At 41.1% G+C, this 22938-nt stretch carries 16 protein-coding genes, 1 tRNA gene and 2 pseudogenes; 4 read left to right on the top strand and 15 right to left on the bottom strand.

Annotated elements, in window-relative coordinates; all coding sequences use genetic code 11:
- Nucleotides 1-278: 278 nt before the first annotated feature.
- From BN3912_RS07770 to BN3912_RS07760, 3 genes are read right to left on the bottom strand one after another with little or no spacing between them, the layout of a single operon-like run.
- Nucleotides 279-1973, bottom strand: a complete 1695-nt coding sequence (locus BN3912_RS07770; RefSeq protein WP_023983019.1) for a peptide MFS transporter — start codon at nt 1971-1973, stop codon at nt 279-281.
- A gap of 10 nt (nt 1974-1983) precedes the next feature.
- Nucleotides 1984-2724 (bottom strand): porin family protein, encoded by a 741-nt coding sequence (locus BN3912_RS07765; protein ID WP_036858873.1) that lies wholly within the window; start codon nt 2722-2724, stop codon nt 1984-1986.
- Between the two features lie 2 nt (nt 2725-2726).
- Nucleotides 2727-4091, bottom strand: a complete 1365-nt coding sequence (locus tag BN3912_RS07760) for an amino acid ABC transporter substrate-binding protein (protein WP_023983017.1) — start codon at nt 4089-4091, stop codon at nt 2727-2729.
- A 97-nt stretch (nt 4092-4188) separates the two neighbouring features.
- Between BN3912_RS07760 and BN3912_RS07755 the strand changes: the two genes are divergently transcribed.
- The 4 genes and pseudogenes from BN3912_RS07755 to BN3912_RS12660 form a co-directional block, all read left to right on the top strand.
- On the top strand, nt 4189-4911 hold the full coding sequence (locus tag BN3912_RS07755) for a T9SS type B sorting domain-containing protein (protein WP_023983015.1): 723 nt from the start codon (nt 4189-4191) through the stop codon (nt 4909-4911).
- A gap of 63 nt (nt 4912-4974) precedes the next feature.
- A complete protein-coding gene (gene uvrA, locus BN3912_RS07750; RefSeq protein WP_023983014.1) occupies nt 4975-7845 on the top strand; it encodes an excinuclease ABC subunit UvrA in 2871 nt (956 codons plus the stop codon).
- Nucleotides 7846-7948: 103 nt separating this feature from the next.
- A pseudogene (locus BN3912_RS12520) lies at nt 7949-8145 on the top strand (thymidylate synthase); the annotation flags it as partial.
- Nucleotides 8129-8215: pseudogene (locus BN3912_RS12660) on the top strand (DUF3408 domain-containing protein); the annotation flags it as partial. The pseudogenes BN3912_RS12520 and BN3912_RS12660, both read left to right, overlap by 17 nt.
- A gap of 496 nt (nt 8216-8711) precedes the next feature.
- Here BN3912_RS12660 and BN3912_RS07745 read toward each other — a convergent pair.
- The 12 genes from BN3912_RS07745 to BN3912_RS07690 all read right to left on the bottom strand — a co-directional run bounded on the left by BN3912_RS07745 (nt 8712) and on the right by BN3912_RS07690 (nt 22937).
- Nucleotides 8712-8802: transfer RNA gene (locus BN3912_RS07745), tRNA-Ser, on the bottom strand.
- Nucleotides 8803-8845: 43 nt separating this feature from the next.
- Nucleotides 8846-9439, bottom strand: a complete 594-nt coding sequence (locus BN3912_RS07740; protein WP_064972298.1) for an IMPACT family protein — start codon at nt 9437-9439, stop codon at nt 8846-8848.
- A gap of 4 nt (nt 9440-9443) precedes the next feature.
- The gene (locus BN3912_RS07735) at nt 9444-10691 is read right to left on the bottom strand and encodes a DUF1015 domain-containing protein (RefSeq protein ID WP_023983012.1); all 1248 of its coding nucleotides are present in this window, start codon (nt 10689-10691) and stop codon (nt 9444-9446) included.
- A 72-nt stretch (nt 10692-10763) separates the two neighbouring features.
- Complete coding sequence (locus BN3912_RS07730) at nt 10764-11681, bottom strand: NAD(P)-dependent oxidoreductase (RefSeq protein ID WP_023983011.1); 918 nt, start codon at nt 11679-11681, stop codon at nt 10764-10766.
- Between the two features lie 132 nt (nt 11682-11813).
- On the bottom strand, nt 11814-12881 hold the full coding sequence (serC, locus tag BN3912_RS07725) for a 3-phosphoserine/phosphohydroxythreonine transaminase (protein WP_023983010.1): 1068 nt from the start codon (nt 12879-12881) through the stop codon (nt 11814-11816).
- Nucleotides 12882-13013: 132 nt separating this feature from the next.
- A complete protein-coding gene (locus BN3912_RS07720) occupies nt 13014-14333 on the bottom strand; it encodes a DEAD/DEAH box helicase (RefSeq protein WP_023983008.1) in 1320 nt (439 codons plus the stop codon).
- Nucleotides 14320-15543 (bottom strand): tetratricopeptide repeat protein, encoded by a 1224-nt coding sequence (locus BN3912_RS07715; RefSeq protein ID WP_023983007.1) that lies wholly within the window; start codon nt 15541-15543, stop codon nt 14320-14322. Before BN3912_RS07715 ends, BN3912_RS07720 begins: the two co-directional genes overlap by 14 nt.
- A 492-nt stretch (nt 15544-16035) precedes the next feature.
- A complete protein-coding gene (locus tag BN3912_RS07710) occupies nt 16036-17256 on the bottom strand; it encodes a tetratricopeptide repeat protein (protein ID WP_023983006.1) in 1221 nt (406 codons plus the stop codon).
- A 24-nt stretch (nt 17257-17280) separates the two neighbouring features.
- Complete coding sequence (gene gyrA, locus BN3912_RS07705) at nt 17281-19875, bottom strand: DNA gyrase subunit A (protein ID WP_023983005.1); 2595 nt, start codon at nt 19873-19875, stop codon at nt 17281-17283.
- Between the two features lie 198 nt (nt 19876-20073).
- Nucleotides 20074-21084: an iron ABC transporter permease gene (locus BN3912_RS07700; protein ID WP_023983004.1), complete on the bottom strand. Its 1011-nt coding sequence runs from the start codon at nt 21082-21084 to the stop codon at nt 20074-20076.
- A 450-nt stretch (nt 21085-21534) separates the two neighbouring features.
- A complete protein-coding gene (locus BN3912_RS07695; protein WP_081710354.1) occupies nt 21535-21777 on the bottom strand; it encodes a WG repeat-containing protein in 243 nt (80 codons plus the stop codon).
- Between the two features lie 95 nt (nt 21778-21872).
- The gene (locus BN3912_RS07690; RefSeq protein ID WP_036859095.1) at nt 21873-22937 is read right to left on the bottom strand and encodes an alpha/beta hydrolase; all 1065 of its coding nucleotides are present in this window, start codon (nt 22935-22937) and stop codon (nt 21873-21875) included.
- Nucleotide 22938: the final 1 nt, after the last annotated feature.

Below are 22938 nucleotides of genomic sequence, written 5' to 3'. Positions count from 1 at the left end.
TGTCGACAGAAGTAATCGATACAACAGATACTGTACCTCTTTATTATCGACAAGCCTGATATATATCAACAACATACATCAGGCCTGTTAAGCATAAGACAACTATCTATTGTTCGTTATCCCCATATCCCGCCAAAGCACACAGTTACCGTATCATGTATAACAACGGAATATCAACGCGAAAACGAATATTTCTGATATATATCGAAATAACACAAAATGAGAGAAAGTTCATAATATACGAACTTTCCCTCATTGATAATGTTAAAGTATCTGAGCTAACAAACTTTCTCGAGACGCTTCATCATAATGAACATGAACATCGCCGCAAGTAAACAGAGTGCTATCAATATACTCCAAATAGCAATCAACGGTAAGTGTAACCACAAGAGTCCGGGCACCCGAACGGCATAGTTACCCACGGCCGTAGCGGCAAACCAGCCACCCATCATAGCTCCCTTGAGTTTGGGAGGTGCCACTTTGCTGACAAAAGAAATACCCATCGGGCTCAACAACAGTTCGGCAAACGTAAGGATCAGATAGGTGCTGATCAACAGATTGGGCGAAGCTGGATTGGTTAGAAGGTTTGCATCGGTCTTTAAGTCGGCCGGTGTAGGCATGCCAATACTACCGAATGTGAGTAGACAATATGCCACCGCTGCCACAAGCATGCCTAATGCGATCTTGCGAGGTGCCGATGGCTCCTTACCTTTCGAGGCAAGCCATGAGAACAGAAGCAACGAAAATGGAGTTAAAGCAACTACAAAGAACGGATTAAACTGCTGAAACTGTTGCGGAAGTATGTTCACTACACTGTCCATATCGAAATAAATAGCACCGATACCTATCACACATAGCACACTCACCCCGCCTGCTATGATGCGTGCTTTACCTGTCTTAGATTGGAAAACCGCAAACAAAGCATAAACAAGAACCGCTATGAGTGCAATACTCCACACATTGAAACCGATGCGGGTAAAGCCGGTAACGCTGCTGGCCGTATAATCGCGCGCGAAATAAGTAAGCGTCGCGCCGTTCTGATGGAATGCCATCCAAAAGAAAATAACCACGATAAACACCAATATCAAGGCAATGATGCGCTGTTTAGTTTCTGCCGGAGTGAGCTTCACCTCCGTCATATTTACATCGTTCCCATCTTTTACCGCAGCTGCCATCTGTTTCGAATTACCTTCTATGTGCTTGAATGTACGCCGACATGTAAAATAAATCAGTGCCGAAACGATGAGCGAGATGCACGCGATACCGAAACCATAGTTATAAGCCTGCGAAAGGCTGTCGATATATTGATGGGAGAATGTAACTAAGTCACCCGTAAAATGGGTGGCAATCTTATGGTTATCGATTAATCCCTGCACCAATTGGCGGTTTGCTTCCGACGCACTACCATCGATAATCTGATGCGCAATGGCCGGAACGCGCCCATCGTAAATAAATCCGTCTTTGCCCATCATCCAATTGGTGATGGCTGTTGCAGCCGTAGGGGCAAACATTGCACCGATGTTGATGGCCATATAAAACAGCGAAAAGGCTGTATCACGCTTGGTACTATAGCGCTTATCGTCGTACAGATTACCAACCATCACCTGCAAGTTGCCTTTAAAAAGACCGGTACCTAATGCAATGAGCGACAAAGCTCCTATCATAATCCAATAACCACTGTTATCGGCAGCAGTAGGGATGGCAAGCAGTAAGTAACCTATGAACATGACCAAAAAGCCGGATATAACCATCTTGCCGTATCCGAACTTGTCTGCAAGGATACCTCCCAGCAAAGGTAGGAAATATACACCGGCCAAAAAGCCTGAATAAATTTTGATGGCTTCCGATTCATCGTATCCGAACTTAGCCTGCAGGAACAGCGTAAAAATCGCGAGCATCGTATAATAACCGAATCTCTCGCCAGTATTGGCCAATGCTAAAGCATAAAGACCTTTAGGTTGATTTTCAAACATAGTTTTATTATTATTTTGTTTTAGTTATATCGAAAAGGTAGGTCAGTTTCACAACAATGTTGCTTAAATTGGATTTAGCAAAATAATCGCGCTTGGAATCGCCGTAAATATTTCCAAGTCCATAGTAATAACGACCATCTAAAAGAAAATGCCCAACCTTGGGTATAGTATATTCCATACCGATTCCGGCAACTATCCCGTAATCTATTTTATGCTCTACAGGCATGGAATATTGCGATATTTCCTTATTGGAGCGATCGGTTAAATTAGGTTTAGCAACATCGAAGTTGGCCTTTGTGCTTTCACTAAGCAGATAACCGAATTGAGGTCCCGCCTGAAAAAAGAATTGAATTCCCGCATGTTCTTTTCCCCAAGCAAGATGGGCAAATACAGGTATCTGAATATAATTTAAGGTACGATTGTATTTCTCTGCCAAGCCGGTTTCCGCATTAATTACAGGCGCATTTGTAATATCAACTATTCGCTCTTTCCATCCTATTTGTGCGTAATTTATTTCCGTATAGATCGAACATATTGTACTGAAATACTTTTCGCAGACATAGCGTAAAGAAAGACCGGCAGTAATGCCTCCGTGCATTCCTTGGGTAACCTTGGGCGTAAAACCAACATTGCTCATGGCATAACCGCCATTTACACCTATCGACAAATCGTTACGATGCTGTCCAATCTGTGCTGTTGCACTTAGCGAAAGAGTCATAAACAATATGATTGCGTATTTGCGCATATTCATAATTAATAGGTAATTGATTCAATCGTCTGGTTACGATTGTAATGTATCAACATAAAATTTCTATTCACGGCTCCCCCACCGCTTCCTAATTTCTTAAAGTTAAGAGGAGTCTGCAAAGCCTTATATCTGACAGCATACTTACTACCGCTAAATGTTTTTCCTTGTAGGTGTAACCCTCTAATAAAAAAGTTTGCATGGTCATAACCGGTGACGGCAAATCTTGGCAATGCATATTGTAAGTCGGTTTTAAACCAATGGCGATAACCGTTTTCCAAATGTTGCGTCTTCCTATCCACGGCATTATAATAAAATGAAGTTGGGATATAAGCGTCGTATTTATAAAAATAATTTAGATAAACTTTCGTATACATCAGCCATTCCGTATAGCCGAACAGTGATATGAATATAGAAGGCTCATTTACTTTCAGTCCATCTAATTTGGCAAAAGCGACATTTAATTCCGGTGAACGGCCTGTATTCAGAATAACAATATTAGGTTGGGTGCGGCTAAAAGCCTTTGCAAAATTCACCTCACTTGACTTTAAATTCGTTATGCTGTATTTCAAACCTTTCGACTCAAGACGTTTACGCAGGCTAAATGTAAATACGCCTTTCTTACTTGTAGTGTCATTACAGTCTACAAATACGGCATGATAACCGGAGAAGCGTTCCATATAAGCGTTTAATACCATATCATTAAACAATTCTGGCGACTGGTACACTTGAAACATCTCGGGATTGGAAGCAATGTCGTTGCCCGATATCGAGAATGGCACCACCATCATAATACCATTTTTCTTACAAAAACCCGCAAGAGGTTTTACCTGTCTGGTATATAGTGGGCCAAAGATAATATCACAATCTTTTACTCCATCGGTAGCAAGTGTTTGTGTTATATCAGCTTCCTGAGGAATATTCCAAGCAGAAACAGTTGTAGATATTCCTTCTTTCTTTAAACTATCGCATGCCATTAATATACCACGATAATATTCCACCATACGTTTACCATCGCCATCTGCATCATGTAAAGGTAACATAACACCGATATGCACTGCCCGTTTACGGACATCATCGGCGCTCCTTTTTATCTTTTCAGAAACAACAGGCACTTTCGTTTCCACTTTCTTATCCTTTGCATAAGGAATATAAACATTATCTCCTTTTTTTAAAGAATAGCCTTCGAGCTTCATATCAGGATTGGCATCCATCAATTCCATAATGGATATCTCGTATTTTCTTGCAATACCGAAGATAGTATCCTTCTTTTTAACTTTATATATCTCGCGCCATGTCTTGGTTTGGGCAAAGCCCCAAGAAATGCAACTGATAAATATTAAAGATAAAAAGTACCTTAAAATATATTTCATAACATGATTTATTTCGTATTATGTGTGCAAAAATACAAAAAAAGAGTGGCTAAATCAACTTTATTGAGTATTTTTGCATTATTATTATTCATTCAAAATGAAATTTCAATTTATTCTGTCTATCATATTAGCTGCATGCACCTTGAATGTTGATGCACAGCAAATGCCATCCATCAATCCTACAGGTACTTTCACTCCTTCGACAGGTGAAGCCGCTGAAGATGTCACCTCATTTCAAGGTTCTGCCCCTATAGTCGCACAATTTAAAGCGAATGCCGAGAACACCAATGGCTGGACAACATATTACGAATGGCGTTTTACAAAAGAAGGAGAAAATTCTCCTTATCTTGTCAGATATGAGCAAGATACCGAATACACATTCACATCCGCAGGAACCCATAGAATTATACTTTACGCTATATTCACCCAAGGTACAGACACTGTTGCTTTTACAAAAGAATATTGGGCCGAGAATGTGCCTATCACAGTTTCAATATCCGAAAGCAAACTTGAATTTCCCAATGCATTCTCACCGAATGGAGATGGTATCAACGATATTTACAAGGCTAAAGATGGTTTTCAGAGTATTACAGATTTTCATGCTTATATATACAACCGTTGGGGACAGTTGCTTTACGAATGGACAAATCCGTCTGAAGGATGGGATGGTAAATATAAAGGACAAGATGTAAAACAAGGCGTTTACTTCTGCTTAGTGAAAGCAAAGGGTGCCGACGGGCGTACATTCAATATCAAGAGAGATGTGAATTTATTACGCGGATATACAGAAGGCACAAACTCGACATCAGGAAATAATTGATATCATCCGAAAATATTCGGAAAGAAAAATCCTACAATTAATCTTTCAAATAGGAATTGGCAAATGGATCGTGAAGACGAAAAAATATATGTTTGGGGAGCACGTGTACATAATCTTAAAAATGTAGATGTAGTAATTCCGCGAAATTCTTTAACTGTAATCACCGGTCTATCCGGTTCTGGCAAATCTTCTCTTGCTTTCGACACGATTTTTGCCGAAGGACAACGACGTTATATCGAAACCTTTTCTGCTTACGCACGTAATTTCCTCGGAAACATGGAGCGTCCCGATGTTGATAAAATCACGGGGTTGAGTCCTGTTATCAGTATCGAACAGAAAACTACCAATAAAAATCCGAGGTCGACTGTTGGCACCACTACCGAAATATATGATTACCTACGTCTACTTTACGCACGTGCTGGAACAGCATATAGTTATCTTTCCGGTGAGAAAATGGTAAAGTATACGGAGGAGAAGGTATTGGATATGATTATGACCGATTATGCAGAGAAGTCCATTTATATCCTTGCCCCGCTCGTACGTCAACGTAAGGGACACTATCGTGAATTATTTGAAAGCATGCGCCGAAAGGGGTATCTTTATATTCGCATAGATGGAGAAGTTAAAGAAATCGTACGAGGCATGAAAGTAGACCGCTACAAAAACCATAACATAGAAGTTGTTATCGATAAGCTGCAAGTACAAAACAAAGACAACGAAAGGCTTAAAAAAAGTGTACAAACGGCAATGAAACAAGGTGATGGCGTTATTATGATTATGGACAAAGATACGGAAAAAGTACGTAATTTCTCCAAACGACTGATGGATCCTGTAACAGGAATTTCGTATGGTGAGGCTGCTCCCAACATCTTTTCTTTCAATTCTCCGGAAGGAGCTTGTCCACATTGTAAAGGATTGGGATATGTGAACGAGATCGATCTAAACAAAGTTATTCCCAATAACAAACTAAGTATTTACGAGGGAGCTATCGTTCCTCTCGGCAAATATAAAAACCAAATGATATTCTGGCAGCTTGATGCCATATTGCAAAAATATGAATGTACATTGAAAACCCCATTCAAGGATATCCCACAAGAGGCAGTAGACGAAATTCTCTACGGCACTCTCGAAAATGTAAAGATTAGTAAAGAACTGGTACATACATCATCAGATTACTTTGTTACTTTTGACGGTGTCGTCAAATATTTACGCACAGTTATTGAAAACGACGATTCCACTGCCGGTCAGAAGTGGGCTGACCAATTTCTTGGCACAGCCTTATGTCCGGAATGTCATGGGATGAGGCTCAAACCGGAATCGCTGTCGTATAAGATATGGGAAAAGAATATATCCGAAGTTGCCGATTTGGATATGACAGACTTGCGGCTTTGGCTCGAACATGTGCAAGAACATATGGATGCTCAACAAAGGAAGATTGCTTCCGAAATAGTGAAAGAACTCCTGACAAGGGTAAACTTCTTGCTTGAAGTTGGACTGGATTATTTGGCCCTCAATCGCCAATCGGCCACCCTCTCGGGTGGAGAAAGCCAGCGCATACGTCTTGCCACACAGATAGGAAGCCAACTCGTAAATGTATTATACATACTCGACGAACCGAGTATCGGTCTGCATCAGCGAGATAACGAGCGCCTTATCAATTCTCTGAAAGAACTTAGAGACCTTGGCAATACCGTTATTGTTGTAGAACACGATAAAGATATGATGTTAGCAGCCGATTATATTGTCGACATCGGTCCTAAGGCCGGACGTAAAGGTGGCGAAGTTGTATTCCAAGGCACACCGAAAGATATGCTCAAACAACACACCATTACTTCGCAATACTTGAATGGAGAACTAAAAATAGATCTTCCGAGAATAAGAGATATTAACAAAGACAACACCACGCCTCTCCCCGTCTATCGGAGAAAAGGCAATGGTAAACATATCCGCATCATTGGGGCTCGTGGCAATAACCTGAAGAACATAGACGTAAGTTTCCCCCTTGGAGAGCTGATCGTAGTAACAGGTGTCTCCGGTTCAGGGAAATCTACACTTATCAACGAAACATTGCAACCCATCCTCTCGCACCATTTCTATCGATCACTCAAAAAGCCTATGCCATACAAGAAGATCGAAGGCATCGAATACATAGATAAGGTAGTGAACGTAGACCAAAGTCCTATCGGCCGTACACCGCGCTCCAATCCCGCTACTTACACAGGTGTATTCAGCGATATACGCTCTCTGTTCGTTAATTTGCCCGAGGCTAAAATCAGAGGATACAAGCCCGGACGCTTCTCTTTTAACGTGAAAGGCGGACGATGCGAGGCATGCGGAGGCAACGGATACAAAACTATCGAGATGAACTTCCTGCCGGATGTAATGATCCCTTGCGAGGTCTGCCACGGTAAGCGCTACAATCGTGAAACGCTCGAAGTACGCTATAAAGGAAAATCCATTGCCGATGTGCTTGATATGACCATCAACCAAGCTGTAGAATTCTTCGAAACCGTACCCAACATCCTGCAAAAGATCAAGACTCTCCAAGACGTCGGATTAGGATATATCAAACTCGGACAATCCTCCACAACACTCTCCGGCGGCGAAAGCCAACGCGTAAAACTCGCCACAGAATTATCCAAACGCGACACGGGCAAAACGCTTTATATTCTTGATGAGCCCACCACAGGCCTCCATTTCGAAGACATCCGCATCCTGATGAATGTTCTACAAAAACTCGTAGATAAAGGTAACACCGTTATTATCATCGAACATAATCTCGACGTAATAAAACTGGCCGATCACATCATCGATATGGGGCCCGAAGGCGGGCGTGGTGGCGGAACCATTCTTGCCACCGGCTCGCCCGAAGAAGTGGCCCGAAGCCCCTTAGGGTTCACCCCAAAGTTCCTCGCTAAAGCACTCAAAGCATAAGAGTAATATTTTTCTGTTCTTAGATCATAGTCGTGACTTCTGGACCGTCCCGACCACAAGGAAGCCCGGAAAAGCCTTGCCGACCTGCATGCAACTACTCCCACGCCTATTTATGCAGGGCGAGCGTTAGATTGAAAAGTATTGTGAAGCGGGTATAAACTGGTGAGACTATTGCAATTCTGTTTTGGTAAATGTTATCCGACCTATTTTGAGAAATTGTCTCCACCGATCACAAAAATAAATCACAAGAAGCGCAACAGCAAGAACTTTGTTCTGTTCCTTGGAGGAAACACGGCGGAGATTAGATTTCGTTGTGCAGAGAATCGGAGAACAGGAAGCGGGCATTTCAGGCTATGTGGAAACGTGGTAGAAACTCAGGAATACTACATTCACGGAACACAAGCCTGTGCCAAGTTACCACATCCATCGAATGCGTCAATTCGGCGAGGGGAAAACATGTAGATTTTATGCTCCTTATACGTGTATTCGTTTTTCGTCTTACCGAGATACAGAACCGGACTTTCCCTTCTTTGTTCTCATAGTTTGAACGTAGGTAGAAGGATACCTTGAAAATTATTCTCATAATCTAATGCTTAAACAATGTTGCAAAATTCTCTATAAATCACTGATAACAAGAGGATCATGATAGTCAATGTGCTATTCATTTTACTGTCACTGCTACATTTTTCATCCTGAAAATTTTGTATAGCAGTAAAAACCGTTTTATGACTGTCAACCCATATATGTTGCTATTCAGCTGTAGAAATAAGAATACAAAAAATCGTTGTAAAACCTTGATTTTACAACGATTTTGCTATTATTTAACCGTTATTATAACTTCATTTCTGAAACACTATTTTTAACGGTGGCGGAAGGTGAGGGATTCAAACCCCCGATACCCGTAATGAGTATACCGGATTTCGAGTCCAGCGCATTCGGTCACTCTGCCAACCTTCCTAAAAGTTTTGCAAAAGTAATATTTATTTCCGATATAACAAAATTATTCAAAGGATAATTTACGCAGGCGTTCGCGCAACTGATCGGCCCTGCTCCGAGATATCGCGAGCGAGATTGTGCACGTGTTATCGAACTCTTGACTAATGATGCGTGGTGACAATTCTTTGATTACACGCATTACGGAATTCATCATCGCGTAACTAAATGAAAAGTTAACAACTTCTTCTACCACCTTTGTCTCTATTTCGGAATGCAAGATAGCGTCTGCTGCTGCTTCACGATAAGCCGTGATGAGTCCGCCAGTACCGAGGTTGATACCACCATAATAACGCACTACGATAATGAGAATATCGGTAAGCTCATGAGAAATTATCTGTCCCAATACGGGCTTACCTGCAGTACTGCTGGGTTCGCCATCATCGTTCGAACGGAACTCTTTTCGTTCGAAACCGAGCATATATGCATAACAGCAATGTCGGGCATCATAATATTTTTTACGACAATCGGATATAATGTTTTTAACTTGTTCTATTGTTGTAACATGATACGCAAAGGCGAGGAATTTACTCCGCTTCTCTGTGTAATATCCCTCGCCCACTTTATTGGTTATCGTTTTAAAGGTGTCTTCGGCTACCATCAAATCAAGATAATTTATGGATAACAAGACCACTACGCAGTTTAGGCTCGAACCATGTTGCTTTAGGAGGCATGATCTTTCCGCTGTCGGCAATATCCATAATTTGCTTCATAGTCACAGGATATAGAGCCAAAGCCATTCTCATTTCGCCGTCGTCGACTCTCCGTTTCAGCTCTCCGAGCCCACGCAAACCACCAACAAAGTCGATCCGCTCGTCGGAACGTAAATCCTTGATACCTAATAACTCGTCAAGAATAAGACGCGATGAGATGTCCACATCGAGCACTCCTATCGGATTTGTATCATCATAAGTTCCTTCTTTTGCAATAAGACTGTACCATTTACCATCTATGTATAATGAAAACTCATGAAGTTTTGTCGGTTTGTAATTATCCTTTCCCTTACATGAGATAACAAAATTCTTGCTCAATGCTTCAAGAAACTGATCAGAGGTCATTCCGTTCAAGTCCTTCACCACTCTGTTATAATCAAGGATTGTCAGTTGAGAAGCTTGAAAACATACGGCCATGAAATAGTTATACTCTTCTCTGCCTGTATGATGAGAGTCTTGTTTTGCCTTTTCTGCTCCAACCAAAGCTGCGGCAGCAGAACGGTGATGCCCATCCGCAATGTATAAACTCGGCATTTTAGCAAACTCATCGGTTATCGTCTGTATGTCTGCATCATCGCTAACAAGCCAAAACTGATGGCGGAATCCGTCTATAGGCGCAATGAAATCGTACTCAGGTTTCTCTGTAGCATAACGGTTAATCAAATCATCAAGAGTTTTATTGTCCGGATAAGCAAAAAACACAGGTTCCATATTTGCGTTGCATACCCGTACATGTTTCATACGATCTTCTTCTTTATCGCGCCGTGTAAGTTCATGCTTTTTGATAACACCTGTAAGATAGTCGTTGACATAAGCTCCGACAACAAGACCATATTGTGTTTTGCCATTCATTGTTTGGGCATAAATATAATACAATTCTTTTTCATCCTGCACAAGCCATCCTTTGTCTTGAAATTTTTGAAATTGCTCTGCAGCGCTCTCATAAACACGCGGATCATATTCAGATGTTCCAACAGGGAAATTGATTTCAGGCTTGATAATATGATAAAGACTCATCTCATTAGAACCGGCTTCTTTTCTTGCCTCTTCAGAATTGAGAACATCGTATGGGCGAGATTCTACTCTCTCAACCAAATCTTTTGGAGGACGAAGACCGCGGAAAGGCTTTATTGTTGCCATGATATTGTGTTTTAGTTGATTAATAAACTCGCACGGCTAAGAGTATTGTTGCCGTGCGAATACGATAAAAAATTATTTATTTACTTGGAATTTAGTACAGCCATCTTTAAAGAACGCATTAATTTGTCGTGCGGCAGCAATACCGGCATTGATATTCGCCTCGGCTGTCTGTGCTCCCATTTTTTTCGGAGTAGAGAAGTATCGGCCTTCAAACTTTGCAAACTCTTCGTCAGCATCAGGCTTGATATCTGTAATGAACTTCAAGTCCTCACGCTCTGAAAAAAGTTTCAATAATTCTGGCTCATTAATAACTTCCTTACGGGCCGTATTAATAAGAATACCTCCCTTTTTCATTTGTGCAACGGTCTTATAATCAATGCTACCTTTAGTTTCTGCTGTTGCAGGAATATGCAACGATACGATATCACACATTTTGAAAAGATCATCTTGACTTGCTACTGCATGTACCCCAGCTTCTTCGATTGCGCTTGCAGGGCAAAATGCATCGTAAGCAAATATTTCCATATCGAAGCCTTTGGCAATACGGGCCACATTACGTCCTACATTCCCGAAAGCGAGGATACCCAACTTCTTTCCTTTAAGTTCCGTACCGGATTTACCATTATAGAAATTACGAACGGTAAATACAAGCAAACCAAACACCAACTCGGCAACAGCATTGGAATTCTGCCCGGGAGTATTCTCCACAATCACTCCTCTTCCTTTTGCATATTCTGTATCAATATTGTCATAGCCGGCTCCTGCACGTACGATTATCTTTAATTGTTTCGCAGCGTCAAGGACTTCGGCGGTAATCTTGTCAGACCGCACAATCATGGCATCTGCATCACTTACCGCATCAAGTAATTGTTGCTTACCCGTATATTTTTCAAGCATAATAACCTGATTACCAATATTTTCTATCTCTTTTTTTATGCCTTCAACCGCAATTGCGGCAAAGGGCTTTTCTGTTGCTACTAATATTTTCATAGTCTATATTATAATAAATCTCTCCATTCAGGAAAGGAATTAGAACAATTCAAATAATATAAATTACGAACTCCCCTAATTTGATTAATAATAATGGGCATAACATAAATTACACCTTTGGCTTTTTATTAATTAATGCATCGCTTCAAAATCTTTCATCGCCTTTACCAAGGCTTGAACTCCTTCTACTGTCTGTGCATTATAACAACTTGCACGGAAACCACCCACAGAACGATGTCCCTTAATTCCAACCATACCTCTTTCTATTGCAAAGTCTAAGAAAGGCTTCTCTAGTTCTTTGTATTCTTCGTTCATAACGAAGCATATATTCATGAGGCTTCGGTCTTCTTCTTTGACGGTTCCATGGAATAATTTACTACGATCAATCTCATTATATAAAATATCAGCACGCTCTTTTGCCCTGCGATCCATTTCCTCTACCCCACCATTCCTTTTAATCCAGCGAAGAGTTTCAAGAGCGGAATAAAGAGGAACGACAGGAGGAGTATTGAACATCGAACCCTTTTCTACATGTGTGCGATAATCCAACATTGTCGGTATCTCACGAGGAGCCTTTCCGAGAGCGTCATCTTTTAGAATTATTACGGTCACTCCTGCCATAGCAAGGTTCTTTTGTGCACCGGCATAAATGCAGTCATAACAAGCTACATCAACCGGCCTACTAAAAATATCGGAAGACATATCGCCAATTAAACGAACAGGAATATCCAGTTCTTTGCGCATTTCTGTTCCATAAATCGTATTATTGGTTGTGACATGCAGATAATCTATATCAGTCGGACATGTCCAATCCTTGGGTATAAAAGTATAATTGGCATCAGCAGAAGATGCCACCTCAACAACTTCCCCAAAAAGTTTTGCCTCTTTCATAGCTTTCTTCGCCCATGTACCTGTATTCAGGTAAGCAGCTTTCTTGATAAGAAAGTTATAAGGAACCTGACAGAATTGAAGGGAAGCACCCCCACCAAGGAAAATTACCGAATAACCATCAGGAATACTGAGTAGTTCTTTGATAAGAGCCACACATTCATCAACAACCGGTTGGAAATCTTTGGCACGATGACTTATCTCCATAAGTGACAAACCAGAACCATTGAAATCCAGAATTTGCTTAGCTGTGTTTTCAATTACTTCGCGAGGAAGCATTGATGGACCTGCATTAAAGTTGTACTTCTTCATCTGATTAGAGTATTTAAAAAATTAATAAATAACGGTTCATATATAATGTCGACCGTGAAGATACATCTTTTGTATGATACAAACAAATTATTCACCATCTATTTTTTGAATAATCGATTTTCTTACGTTTTATTATTTAATTTGTTCTATAATTGTTCTCAATCCCTTTATTTTTTCACCGCAAATTAAGTCTAAGACAGTATTCATTGTTGTTCGCTTTATAGCTACATAAGAATATCTATCCCTTACATCTATCTTTCCGATATCTCCCATATTAAGTTTACCCTTTTTACAAAGAAATCCTACAATATCTCCTTTACTGATCTTATCATTTTTGCCTTTTCCGATATAAAGGGTTGTCATAACCGGCAAAGCAGGAGCAGGCAATTCTTCCGGAATAGAGAAATTTTCGATAACACTATTTACATAGTCTGGAATATTTTCCTCAGGACCAAGTATGAAATAAGTATTTCCATTTGATTTCCATCTGGCTGTTCTGCCAGCACGATGAATATAGCTATCTTCGTTTTCAGGTATATGATAATGAATTACATTTTCTACATCGGGAATATCTAAACCACGAGAACCCAGATCGGTACAAACAAGGATATTTGTCGAACCGTTGGAGAAACGATATAATGAATCTTCTCGCGCCTTTTGCTCCATTCCCCCATGAAAATAACTCACTACAAAGCCGTTGTTATACAAAAAATCTGCTGTTCGCTCTACACTTTCCCTATGATTAAGAAAGACAATACTGCTTTTTCCGCCAACGGTTTTTAATAAACCAGATAAGGTCTCGAGTTTATCTTTTGTAGGACTATTCACCTTATATACCTTTATCCTTTTAGGTATCTGTTCTTTAGAAGATAAATAATCAATCTTACAACTTCGACCTATATTTACAAAATCGGGTATAATTTCTGCATCGGTGGCAGATACCAATATGCGACGTCTTACCGAACGGAGCTTATCGATTATAGCTTTCATCTCATCTTGAAACCCCATTTCAAGACATTTATCGAACTCGTCGAGAACTAAAAACTTAACATCTTTCGTATTAAAATTATCTTTATCTATATGATCATTCAATTTTCCCGGCGTAGCAAAGACTATATGTGGCTTAATTTGTGATATTGCTTTGTGTTCCTCCATTGTCGTACGTCCACCATAGCTGGCAAATGCACGTATGCCGGAGTTCATGGACTTCAATACATTGGCAGACTGCAAAGTCAGTTCTCTGCCCGGGACAATAATTATAGCTTGCACAGAGTTTGATTGACTGTCGAGTAACTGAATGAGAGGAAGTAGATAGGCGAATGTCTTTCCCGAACCGGTAGGAGACAATATAATAACATCTTTATCATTATGCAGTATCATTTCGATAGCATCTTCCTGCATACGGTTCAATTGTGTTATTTTTAATTTAGAAAGCGTATCATTTATTTGCATTATTCTCTCCCCTTATTATTTTATCGATTTCATCGAACTTCTTCCCCATGTTTAAAGTGTAATATATTTTATAAAGAGGCATTCCCCACTTTTTCTCTTGGTCGGGAGCTAACTCACGGTACCGTTCCAAATACGGATATGCCTTTTGGTAGCACTTGATTATACGCTGTCTATCACTACGACTTATCTGTACATTTCTTTCTAACTCTGCCGCTTGATTGAAGTAGGCCAAACCAGCAAATAGAAAAGCATCCGCCAAAGTATCATTCTCAAGAATTATTTTATCACATATCTTAATACATTCCGTATAATCGCCGGTATTCAAAAGAACAGAGGCTTTCGCAAATTGGTATACCACATTAGCACTATCTATCTGCAAAGCAACATTCACAATCTTCATTGCTGTAGCATAATCTTTCTCATGACTGTAGTAATCTATCAGACGAGGAAAAAAGAATGGCGAAGTCGGATATTTATTAAACCCTTCATTCAAGCAATCGACATAACGACTTGTATCATTTTCTATTTTATACGTTTCTGACAAATATTGCAACATATACATATAATGCGTCGTATCTTTTGCAGCAATATCGGCATAAAGCAAAGTCGCTTTAGCATCTTTCATCTTATATCCGCAATAAACAGTCCAATAAGCAGCTTCGGGGAGAATTTTATCATTCTGCAAATAGTTATATTTCGCAAACAATGGTTGCCTTGTACAATCTATATAGTCATTGAACATGGCATATGCTTCCTTAAAATTTTGTTTCTTGATGAAAAAATTTCCCCCATTATACAGGTTCGCTCTATATTGGTTCAAAAAATCAGCATGTTTGTCCCTGTTTTTTATTTTTATATTCCCAAGCCTGTCGGGAATTGCCTCTACAGAATCGTAACTCTCTAATATATTGAACATCCGTCTTGTTATTATAAACAGCTGGGCTGTATCATACTGTTGCTTCAAGTATAGTTTTTCATTCCCTAACTCATACTGCTTCTTAACTGCATTAAAAAGAGTATTCCATATCTTTGTATTGTTTTTATTTATCGGATCTTGTAATAATTTAGTCATCATGCTTTCTGCATTTTCTAAATTATTCCCGTTCTTAATAAACTGACGGGCCTGTGCGATTTCTTTCTTTTGCCCATAAATGGCATTCAAGGCAAAGAAAAATAGAAACAATAGTATATATTGTCGCCCCTTTATCATATATTATTCTTTTTATGTAAGACTGTTTTCCCGACTTTCTCTCTTTTACCTAATACACAATATTTTTTGTATAATGAAAGTATTCAGCTAATCTTTTCAAATACGAATTTGATATCAATCTATCATTCAGCCGGTTTATAATTCTTTATTTTATGGATACAAGAGGGATAAACAGACGAAAATTTTACTCTAAGATACCTGTTATTTTATCAGGTAGCTTTATCATATTCTGTTATATGGTAAGGCTATTGCAATAACTTTGCACAATAGTACATTATAAAAATCGTTATCTTTAACCGTAAGAAATTAATTCATAATCGTATTTACCTCCAAACGATATCGACTTGCCCGATTGAAAATCTTCCCGTTTCTTACAAATATTAAGAGTATTGACAACAAGATAAACAAAGTATAAGAAACTTCGTTCTTCATAGAGAGTATAAATATAGTTGGTACACACCTATTCTATATGTACCAACTATACTAAATAAATTACTTATTCATACCTTCCATCTCTTTAGTTCTACTATCATTAGCCCCATAGAGATTGTAATAACATTGGTAAAGAGGATAGCTCCAATTTGCTTTCTCCCTATTCGGATCAACTTCCTTGGCCTTCTCCAAATATCCTACAGACTCAGTATACAACTTCTTCTGTTCTTGAGGATTATTCATATTTTGCGCTTTAGCATTGATACAGAACCCTAAATAAGTCAATACCAAGGCATTCTTCGTATCGATTTCTACAGCTCTCTTGAAACTTGCAATGGCTTCATCCCATTTTTGAGCATTCATTTCAGCCTGTCCTTTCATAGCCCATGCCGTAAAATTGTTAGGTTCTTGAGCGATTTTTTCATTGATAAGTCTATCCATTTCACCCTTCTGACCTAAACTTCCATACAAGTTAGACAGTGTCATAAATATTTGATCGCTCTTCGGGTTCTTTACATAAAGTTCTTGCAACTTTGAAACAAATTGCAACGAATCTTCATGCGTCTTCAGCCCTTGCTGCATATAGTAAACCTTGAGGTCCAAGGCTTCTTTATAAGTGGCCGTGTCAGACATCGCAATATCCACATACTTGTTTGCAAGTTCCATATTCTTATTTTGGAAAGCATATACGGATGCAACACGTGCAACTTCTCCTAAATACGTATCGGGTGTTTTTGTTCTATCTACTTCTTTAAAGAGAGGAGCACTTGCACTTTCAGCATAAAGACCGAAATATTTAAGTGCAGCCTCTTGATCTTTCTTTTGTATCGCCTCTTGACCGGCGTTAATCAGGTTCGGACGCAAAGGATAAAGCTTGCTTTGGTTGGCACTATGAAACCTTGGTTTTACCTTACCTTTACTGTTAGGCATCTGATCATACTTATCACATTCGATTGCATTAGTGATTGCATTATAAATAGCTGAATAGTAGCCAGCTGTATCAAAAGGTTCTACCTTACCTTGTTTTAACTGTTCAGCCAATTGATTTTGGGTAATGATGGTCTGTTCTTTCTCAACTTTAGACATAGCCAATTCTACCAACTTATTGTAAGCTTTCGCCTTTTCTTCGTCATTCGGAAGTTGCGAAAGGCTCGACTTAACCAATTCTTGCGCCGTAGCAAAATCATTAGCTTTTATAATAGCCTTTAACGGTTCGCTATCTCCTGCAAAGACTGTAGTGGCACCAAGTGCCAATAAAGCCATAATCATTAATTTTTTCATAAGCTTATTATTTTAAATTTTACTTTATTCATCTACCTTGTCATCAAAGTCAAGCGGAGACGTTATGGTTTTGTCTCCTTCTTCGCTGTTATTCAATGGAGCGTTCTCATTCTTCTGCGCCCACTGTAAACGGCTTTCCTCTTCAACGGTAGCCTCCAATTCAGAACTCATAGTCTTACATACGCTTGCAATGACATCATTCTTTTTCGACAGATTTATCAAGCGTACACCTTGAGTAGCACGGCCCATCACCCGACAATCAGCTACAGCAAGGCGGATCGTTATACCACTCTTATTGATAATCATGAGATCGTTATCATCCGTAACATTCTTTATTGCAACGAGACGTCCTGTCTTATCAGTAATATTCATGGTCTTTACTCCCTTGCCTCCACGATTTGTTTTCCGGTAATCCTCTACTTCGCTACGTTTACCGTAACCGTTTTCACTAACAACCATTACCGTTTCTTGAACAGAATCGTTAACTACTATCATACCAACGACTTGGTCATCCCCTTTATCAAGACGAATACCCCGCACGCCGGTTGCAGTACGTCCCATAGTTCTGATGGTCTTCTCATCAAACCTAACAGCCCTACCATTACGGTTGGCCATAATCAGCTCATTGTGCCCGTTGGTTAATCTTACGTCTACCACTTCGTCGCCATTAGCAATGTTAATGGCAATAACTCCGTTTGTACGAGGCCGAGAATAAGCCTCAAGGCTTGTTTTCTTAACGGTTCCGTTCTTTGTTGCGAATACGACATAATGTGAATTGATAAATTCTTCATCATCAAGACCGCGCAGACGCAGAATAGCATTAACGGAATCATCACTTTCGATATTTAACAGATTTTGTATAGCTCTGCCCTTCGCATCTTTCGCTCCTTCTGGAATATTGTAGCATTTCAGCCAATAACAACGCCCCTTCTTGGTAAAGAAAAGCATAGTTTGATGCATTGTCGCAGGATAAATAAATTCTGTGAAATCCTGCTCGCGATGCCGTGCTCCCTTAGAACCAACTCCTCCACGGGCCTGCTCTCGGAATTCACTCAATGGAGTTCTCTTGATATATCCGAGGTGACTTACTGTTATAACAACAGGATCATTGGGATAAAAATCTTCGGCATTGAACTCATGTTCTGCTGGAATGATCTTAGTACGACGGTCATCGCCATACTTTTCTTTTACCTCATTGAGTTCGTCTTTCATTACCTTTTTGCATAATTCAGGATCATCAAGTATCTGTTGCAAATGAGCAATCAGCCTTTCCAACTCCTCATATTCTGCGTGTAACTGGTCCATACGCAACCCTGTAAGCTGCGAAAGACGCATGTCTACAATTGCCTTCGATTGCAATTCGTCGAGTTCGAATCTGTTTTCCAAATTCTTCTGTGCATCTGCCGGAGTCTTTGATGCCCGAATAATATGCACCACTTCGTCGATATTATCGCAGGCAATGATAAGACCTTTCAAGATATGTGCCCGTTCCTGTGCTTTCTTCAGTTCAAATTGTGTGCGGCGGATTGTTACTTCATGGCGATGCTCAACAAAATATTTCACACAGTCTTTCAATGCCAACAACCGCGGACGACCTTTCACCAGCGCAATGCAATTTACGGAGAAAGAGCTTTGAAGAGCCGTCATCTTGAACAGTTTATTCAAGATAACATTGGCATTCGCTTCTCTTTTCACGTCTATCACAATACGCATGCCCTGCCGGCCAGACTCGTCGTTCGCATTGGAAATACCCTCGAGCTTACCTTCTTTCACAAGGTCTGCGATATATTCGATAAGTTGTTGCTTATTGACACCATACGGTATTTCAGTAATAACAATCTTATCATGGTTCTCTCCAACCTCGATTTCTGCCTTAGCACGAATTACTATTCTGCCACGGCCGGTTTCGTAGGCATCCTTTACACCTTGAAGGCCATAAATATATGCACCTGTCGGAAAGTCCGGAGCCTTGATATACTCCATCAATCCGTCTGTATCAATAGCTGGATTATTTATATATGCACAGCAACCATCGATTACTTCGTTGAGGTTATGTGTCGGGATATTCGTTGCCATACCCACGGCAATACCGTTGCCTCCGTTTACGAGCAAATTAGGTATTTTCGTCGGCATAACCGTCGGTTCCTGCAGGGTATCATCGAAATTATTGGCCATATCAACGGTGTCTTTTTCAAGATCATCCATGATATGCTCGCCCATCTTTGAGAGGCGACATTCTGTATAACGCATGGCCGCTGCCGAATCACCGTCTACACTACCGAAGTTTCCTTGACCATCGACAAGGGTGTACCTCATATTCCAATCTTGTGCAAGACGCACCAATGCGCCATACACAGATGAGTCGCCGTGCGGATGGTATTTTCCCAACACCTCTCCTACTACACGCGCACACTTTTTATAAGGTTTATCGCTCGTATTTCCTATTCCCAACATGCCGTACAAAATACGGCGGTGAACCGGTTTAAAGCCGTCACGTACATCAGGAAGAGCACGAGCCACGATGACCGACATTGAATAATCTATGTACGAAGATTTCATTTCTTCTTCAATGTTGATCTTCATGATCCTGTCTTGATCCATTGTCTGATTTTCGTCCATTTAATCTATGTTATTTTGTTGAATATTCGCGAGAACGGCCTTTATTTTACTTCTAAGCCGTTTTATATCGTTTTCCGAGGGGCTAAATTACTATTTTTTTTTCATATATAAGGCATTTCCGACAAAAATATGGCGAAATTAAGCATTATTAGAAGTGTCAAAGCAAATAAAACTGTGGATAAGATGCTTGCCAAAAGGTTATCTCTTTTTATACATCACCCAAATCACAACCGGCGCTCCAATCAAAGGAGTAATGGCATTCAGAGGAATAATTTCCCCATTTTTCGGCAGATAACATATCAGATTGCACAACAAAGCAACTGCACTTCCTGTCAGCATTGTTATAGGAAGGAGTTGTCTGTGGTTCTCTGTCCCGAGCAATAGCCTTGCAATATGAGGTACGGCAAGGCCGATAAAAGCTATCGGGCCACAGAAAGCAGTCGTTATAGCAGTCAACAATCCCGTTGTAATCAACAGTCTATTCCTTACTCTCGTTACCGAAACGCCAATACTCTCTGCATACTTATCGCCTAAAAGAAGCGCATTGAGGGGCTTGATAAGTGCGATAGAAGAAAGCTGTCCGATAACAATAACGCCTGCGAAGATGGGCATATACTGCAGAGAAACTCCGCTGAAATCGCCGAGTCCCCATATTGTGAAAGACTTCACACCCTCGTCTGTTGCAAAGAAATTGAGCAAAGAAATGACTGACGAAGACAGATAGCTAATCATCAAACCGATGATTAGCAGCATTATGCGATTTTGAACGGCAAGCGAAAAGATAAAGATAACAGCCGTAACACCCATTGCTCCTACAAAAGCAGCTGTGAATACGGCCATGAAACCGCTCGCACTGAACATGAAAGCAGAAACGCTTCCACCCGTTGCCATTATCACCAATGCTACACCGAGCGCGGCTCCACCGTTGATACCCAAAACCGACGGGCCCGCCAGCGGATTTTTGAATGCCGTTTGCAGCATAAGTCCGCTCACCGACAATGCCCCTCCGCATAGTGTTGCCGTCATAACCTGCGGCAGTCGCGACTCTGTAATGATATACCGCCAGCTTTCCTTTACCCCTTCTCCGGCAGTTAGGATTGTCCACACATCCCCTGCCGGAATTGCAACAGAGCCGAGCAACAAGTTCAGTGCAAACAGAATAAAAATGCACAAACCTAAGACCAACGAATATAAAAATCCTTTATTCATTTCTTTTCATGAACGTGCAAATGTAATTATTTTTTTTCAAACGTTCATCCTACATCCATAATATTTAATCAGAACACTCCCAACAAGCATCCTTTTTATCTTATTTGTAATATTTTTCATTCATTTACTTGCAAGTTTAAGATATATTACCTATCTTTGCCCCGAAATGTTAGAAAAGTGTAGTATATATAATAAAGGTGTAAACGGCATACAGAGAAACTTTAATTTCTCTGTACTTTTTAACGTATTATATTTGGCAGTGTCGAATATTTTGCTAACACACATACCGTAAGGAAAATATTTCCTCCCGCTTATAAATTTATTTGCATACGGGAGAAAAAATATTTCTTCCCGCAAAGAAATTTTCTTGCATACGGATTGTTCTTTTGCTCGAACAAACTGCCCTCACCAAATATTACTGCCGCTCATTTTATTATAACCGCGGGGCTGTCAGTTTCTGCGCGAAATGAAATACCATTTATCCGACTGCCAAGACTCGTTATGTTCTGCAGACTGACCGTCGACAACCAAAATGCCCATGTCGGTAACCTTTGCCTTTCCGTTTACAAAAGGGTATGCAAATTTGTATTTCGGCGGTATGACGAGGTTTCCTCGGGTGTCAGCAAATCCGATCAGACCGTTGCTGTCTGCTTTCTTGCAGCAGGCAAGCAAAAGAACGTTGGCAAAGATCATGGCGATCTGCCGTAGCCGCGTGGGGAGGATTGGGCCAACTCGGTGGGCTCTGCAAGCTTGCCGAGGAGAAGAAACCGCCTGCCGACGGGCGCCTTTCACAGTTTCTTATTGAAGAAATCTACTATCTTTGCGCGCTCTTTCTCCACGTATTCAGGCACGTAATAGGTCTGTATGTGGGTGGCTCCGAGGATGATGTACAGCTCTTTGTCTGCCGTGCCTGTGGCTTTCTTCATCGCGTCTTCCGTCATATAGTAAGAGTCGGCTTTTTCGCCGGCAATCAGCAAGAGCGGCTGGCCGATGAGTTCCATTGTCGTGGTGGCATCCCACGTCATCAGGTCGAGCAGGCTGCTGACGGGCGCGGTGGCTCCGTCGTTGGCATGGGCGTATTTAGAGGTGGCGTAGTAGAAGATGCCTTCGCGGTAAAGGTCGAAGGGCATTTTCTTAAGTTCTTCTTCTGTTGGCGTTTTGGCCTTTGGCGGATAAACGGCGATACCGGTTTCGACCTCTTTCCGGCGGGCTTCGGATGCCTGCTTGAGCCGTTCTTGAATGGTGTTGAGCTGGGAGTCGCAATATCCGTTGCGGCGAACGCGCCCTGTGTTGAACATGCTCAGTGCGGCCACGGCCTTGATCCGCTTGTCGCTCTGTGCGGCTGCAACGGTGTAGCCTCCGCCGCCGCAGATGCCGAGAGCGCCTATGCGCGAAGCGTCGACGCAGGGATAGCGGGATATGAAATCAATCATACCGTGGATGTCTTCTATACGGTTGGCCGGTTTGTCGGTGCCGCGCGGCTGTCCGCCGCTCTGCCCCTGCCAGCGGGCATCGCAGGCAATGGCTATAAAACCGGCTTCTGCCAGCTTTTGGGCGAACATGCCGCTCACCTGCTCTTTCACGCCGCCGTTGGGGTGAGAAACTACCACGGCAGCGTATTTCTTCTTCGCGTCGTAGCCTGCCGGGGTGTAAACGTTGGCCGACACGCTAACGCCGCCCACTTCGTACGTTACGGGGTGAATATTTACCCCGCCCGCCACGTTCTCCGCGAGGGCACCGTCGTAGACCAGTCCCCACGGGTTCAATACTTGTTTTTGTTCTTTCTTTGCCATAGTTACTGTTGGTGTTATTGTTAGTATGGCTATTGCCATCATTATTATTCTTTTCGTCATA

The sequence above is a fragment of the Prevotella phocaeensis genome (genome assembly GCF_900065875.1).
GTDB lineage: Bacteria > Bacteroidota > Bacteroidia > Bacteroidales > Bacteroidaceae > Prevotella > Prevotella phocaeensis.
Note: the sequence above shows the minus strand (reverse complement) of the source record. Positions and strands in the feature narration are given on the sequence as shown.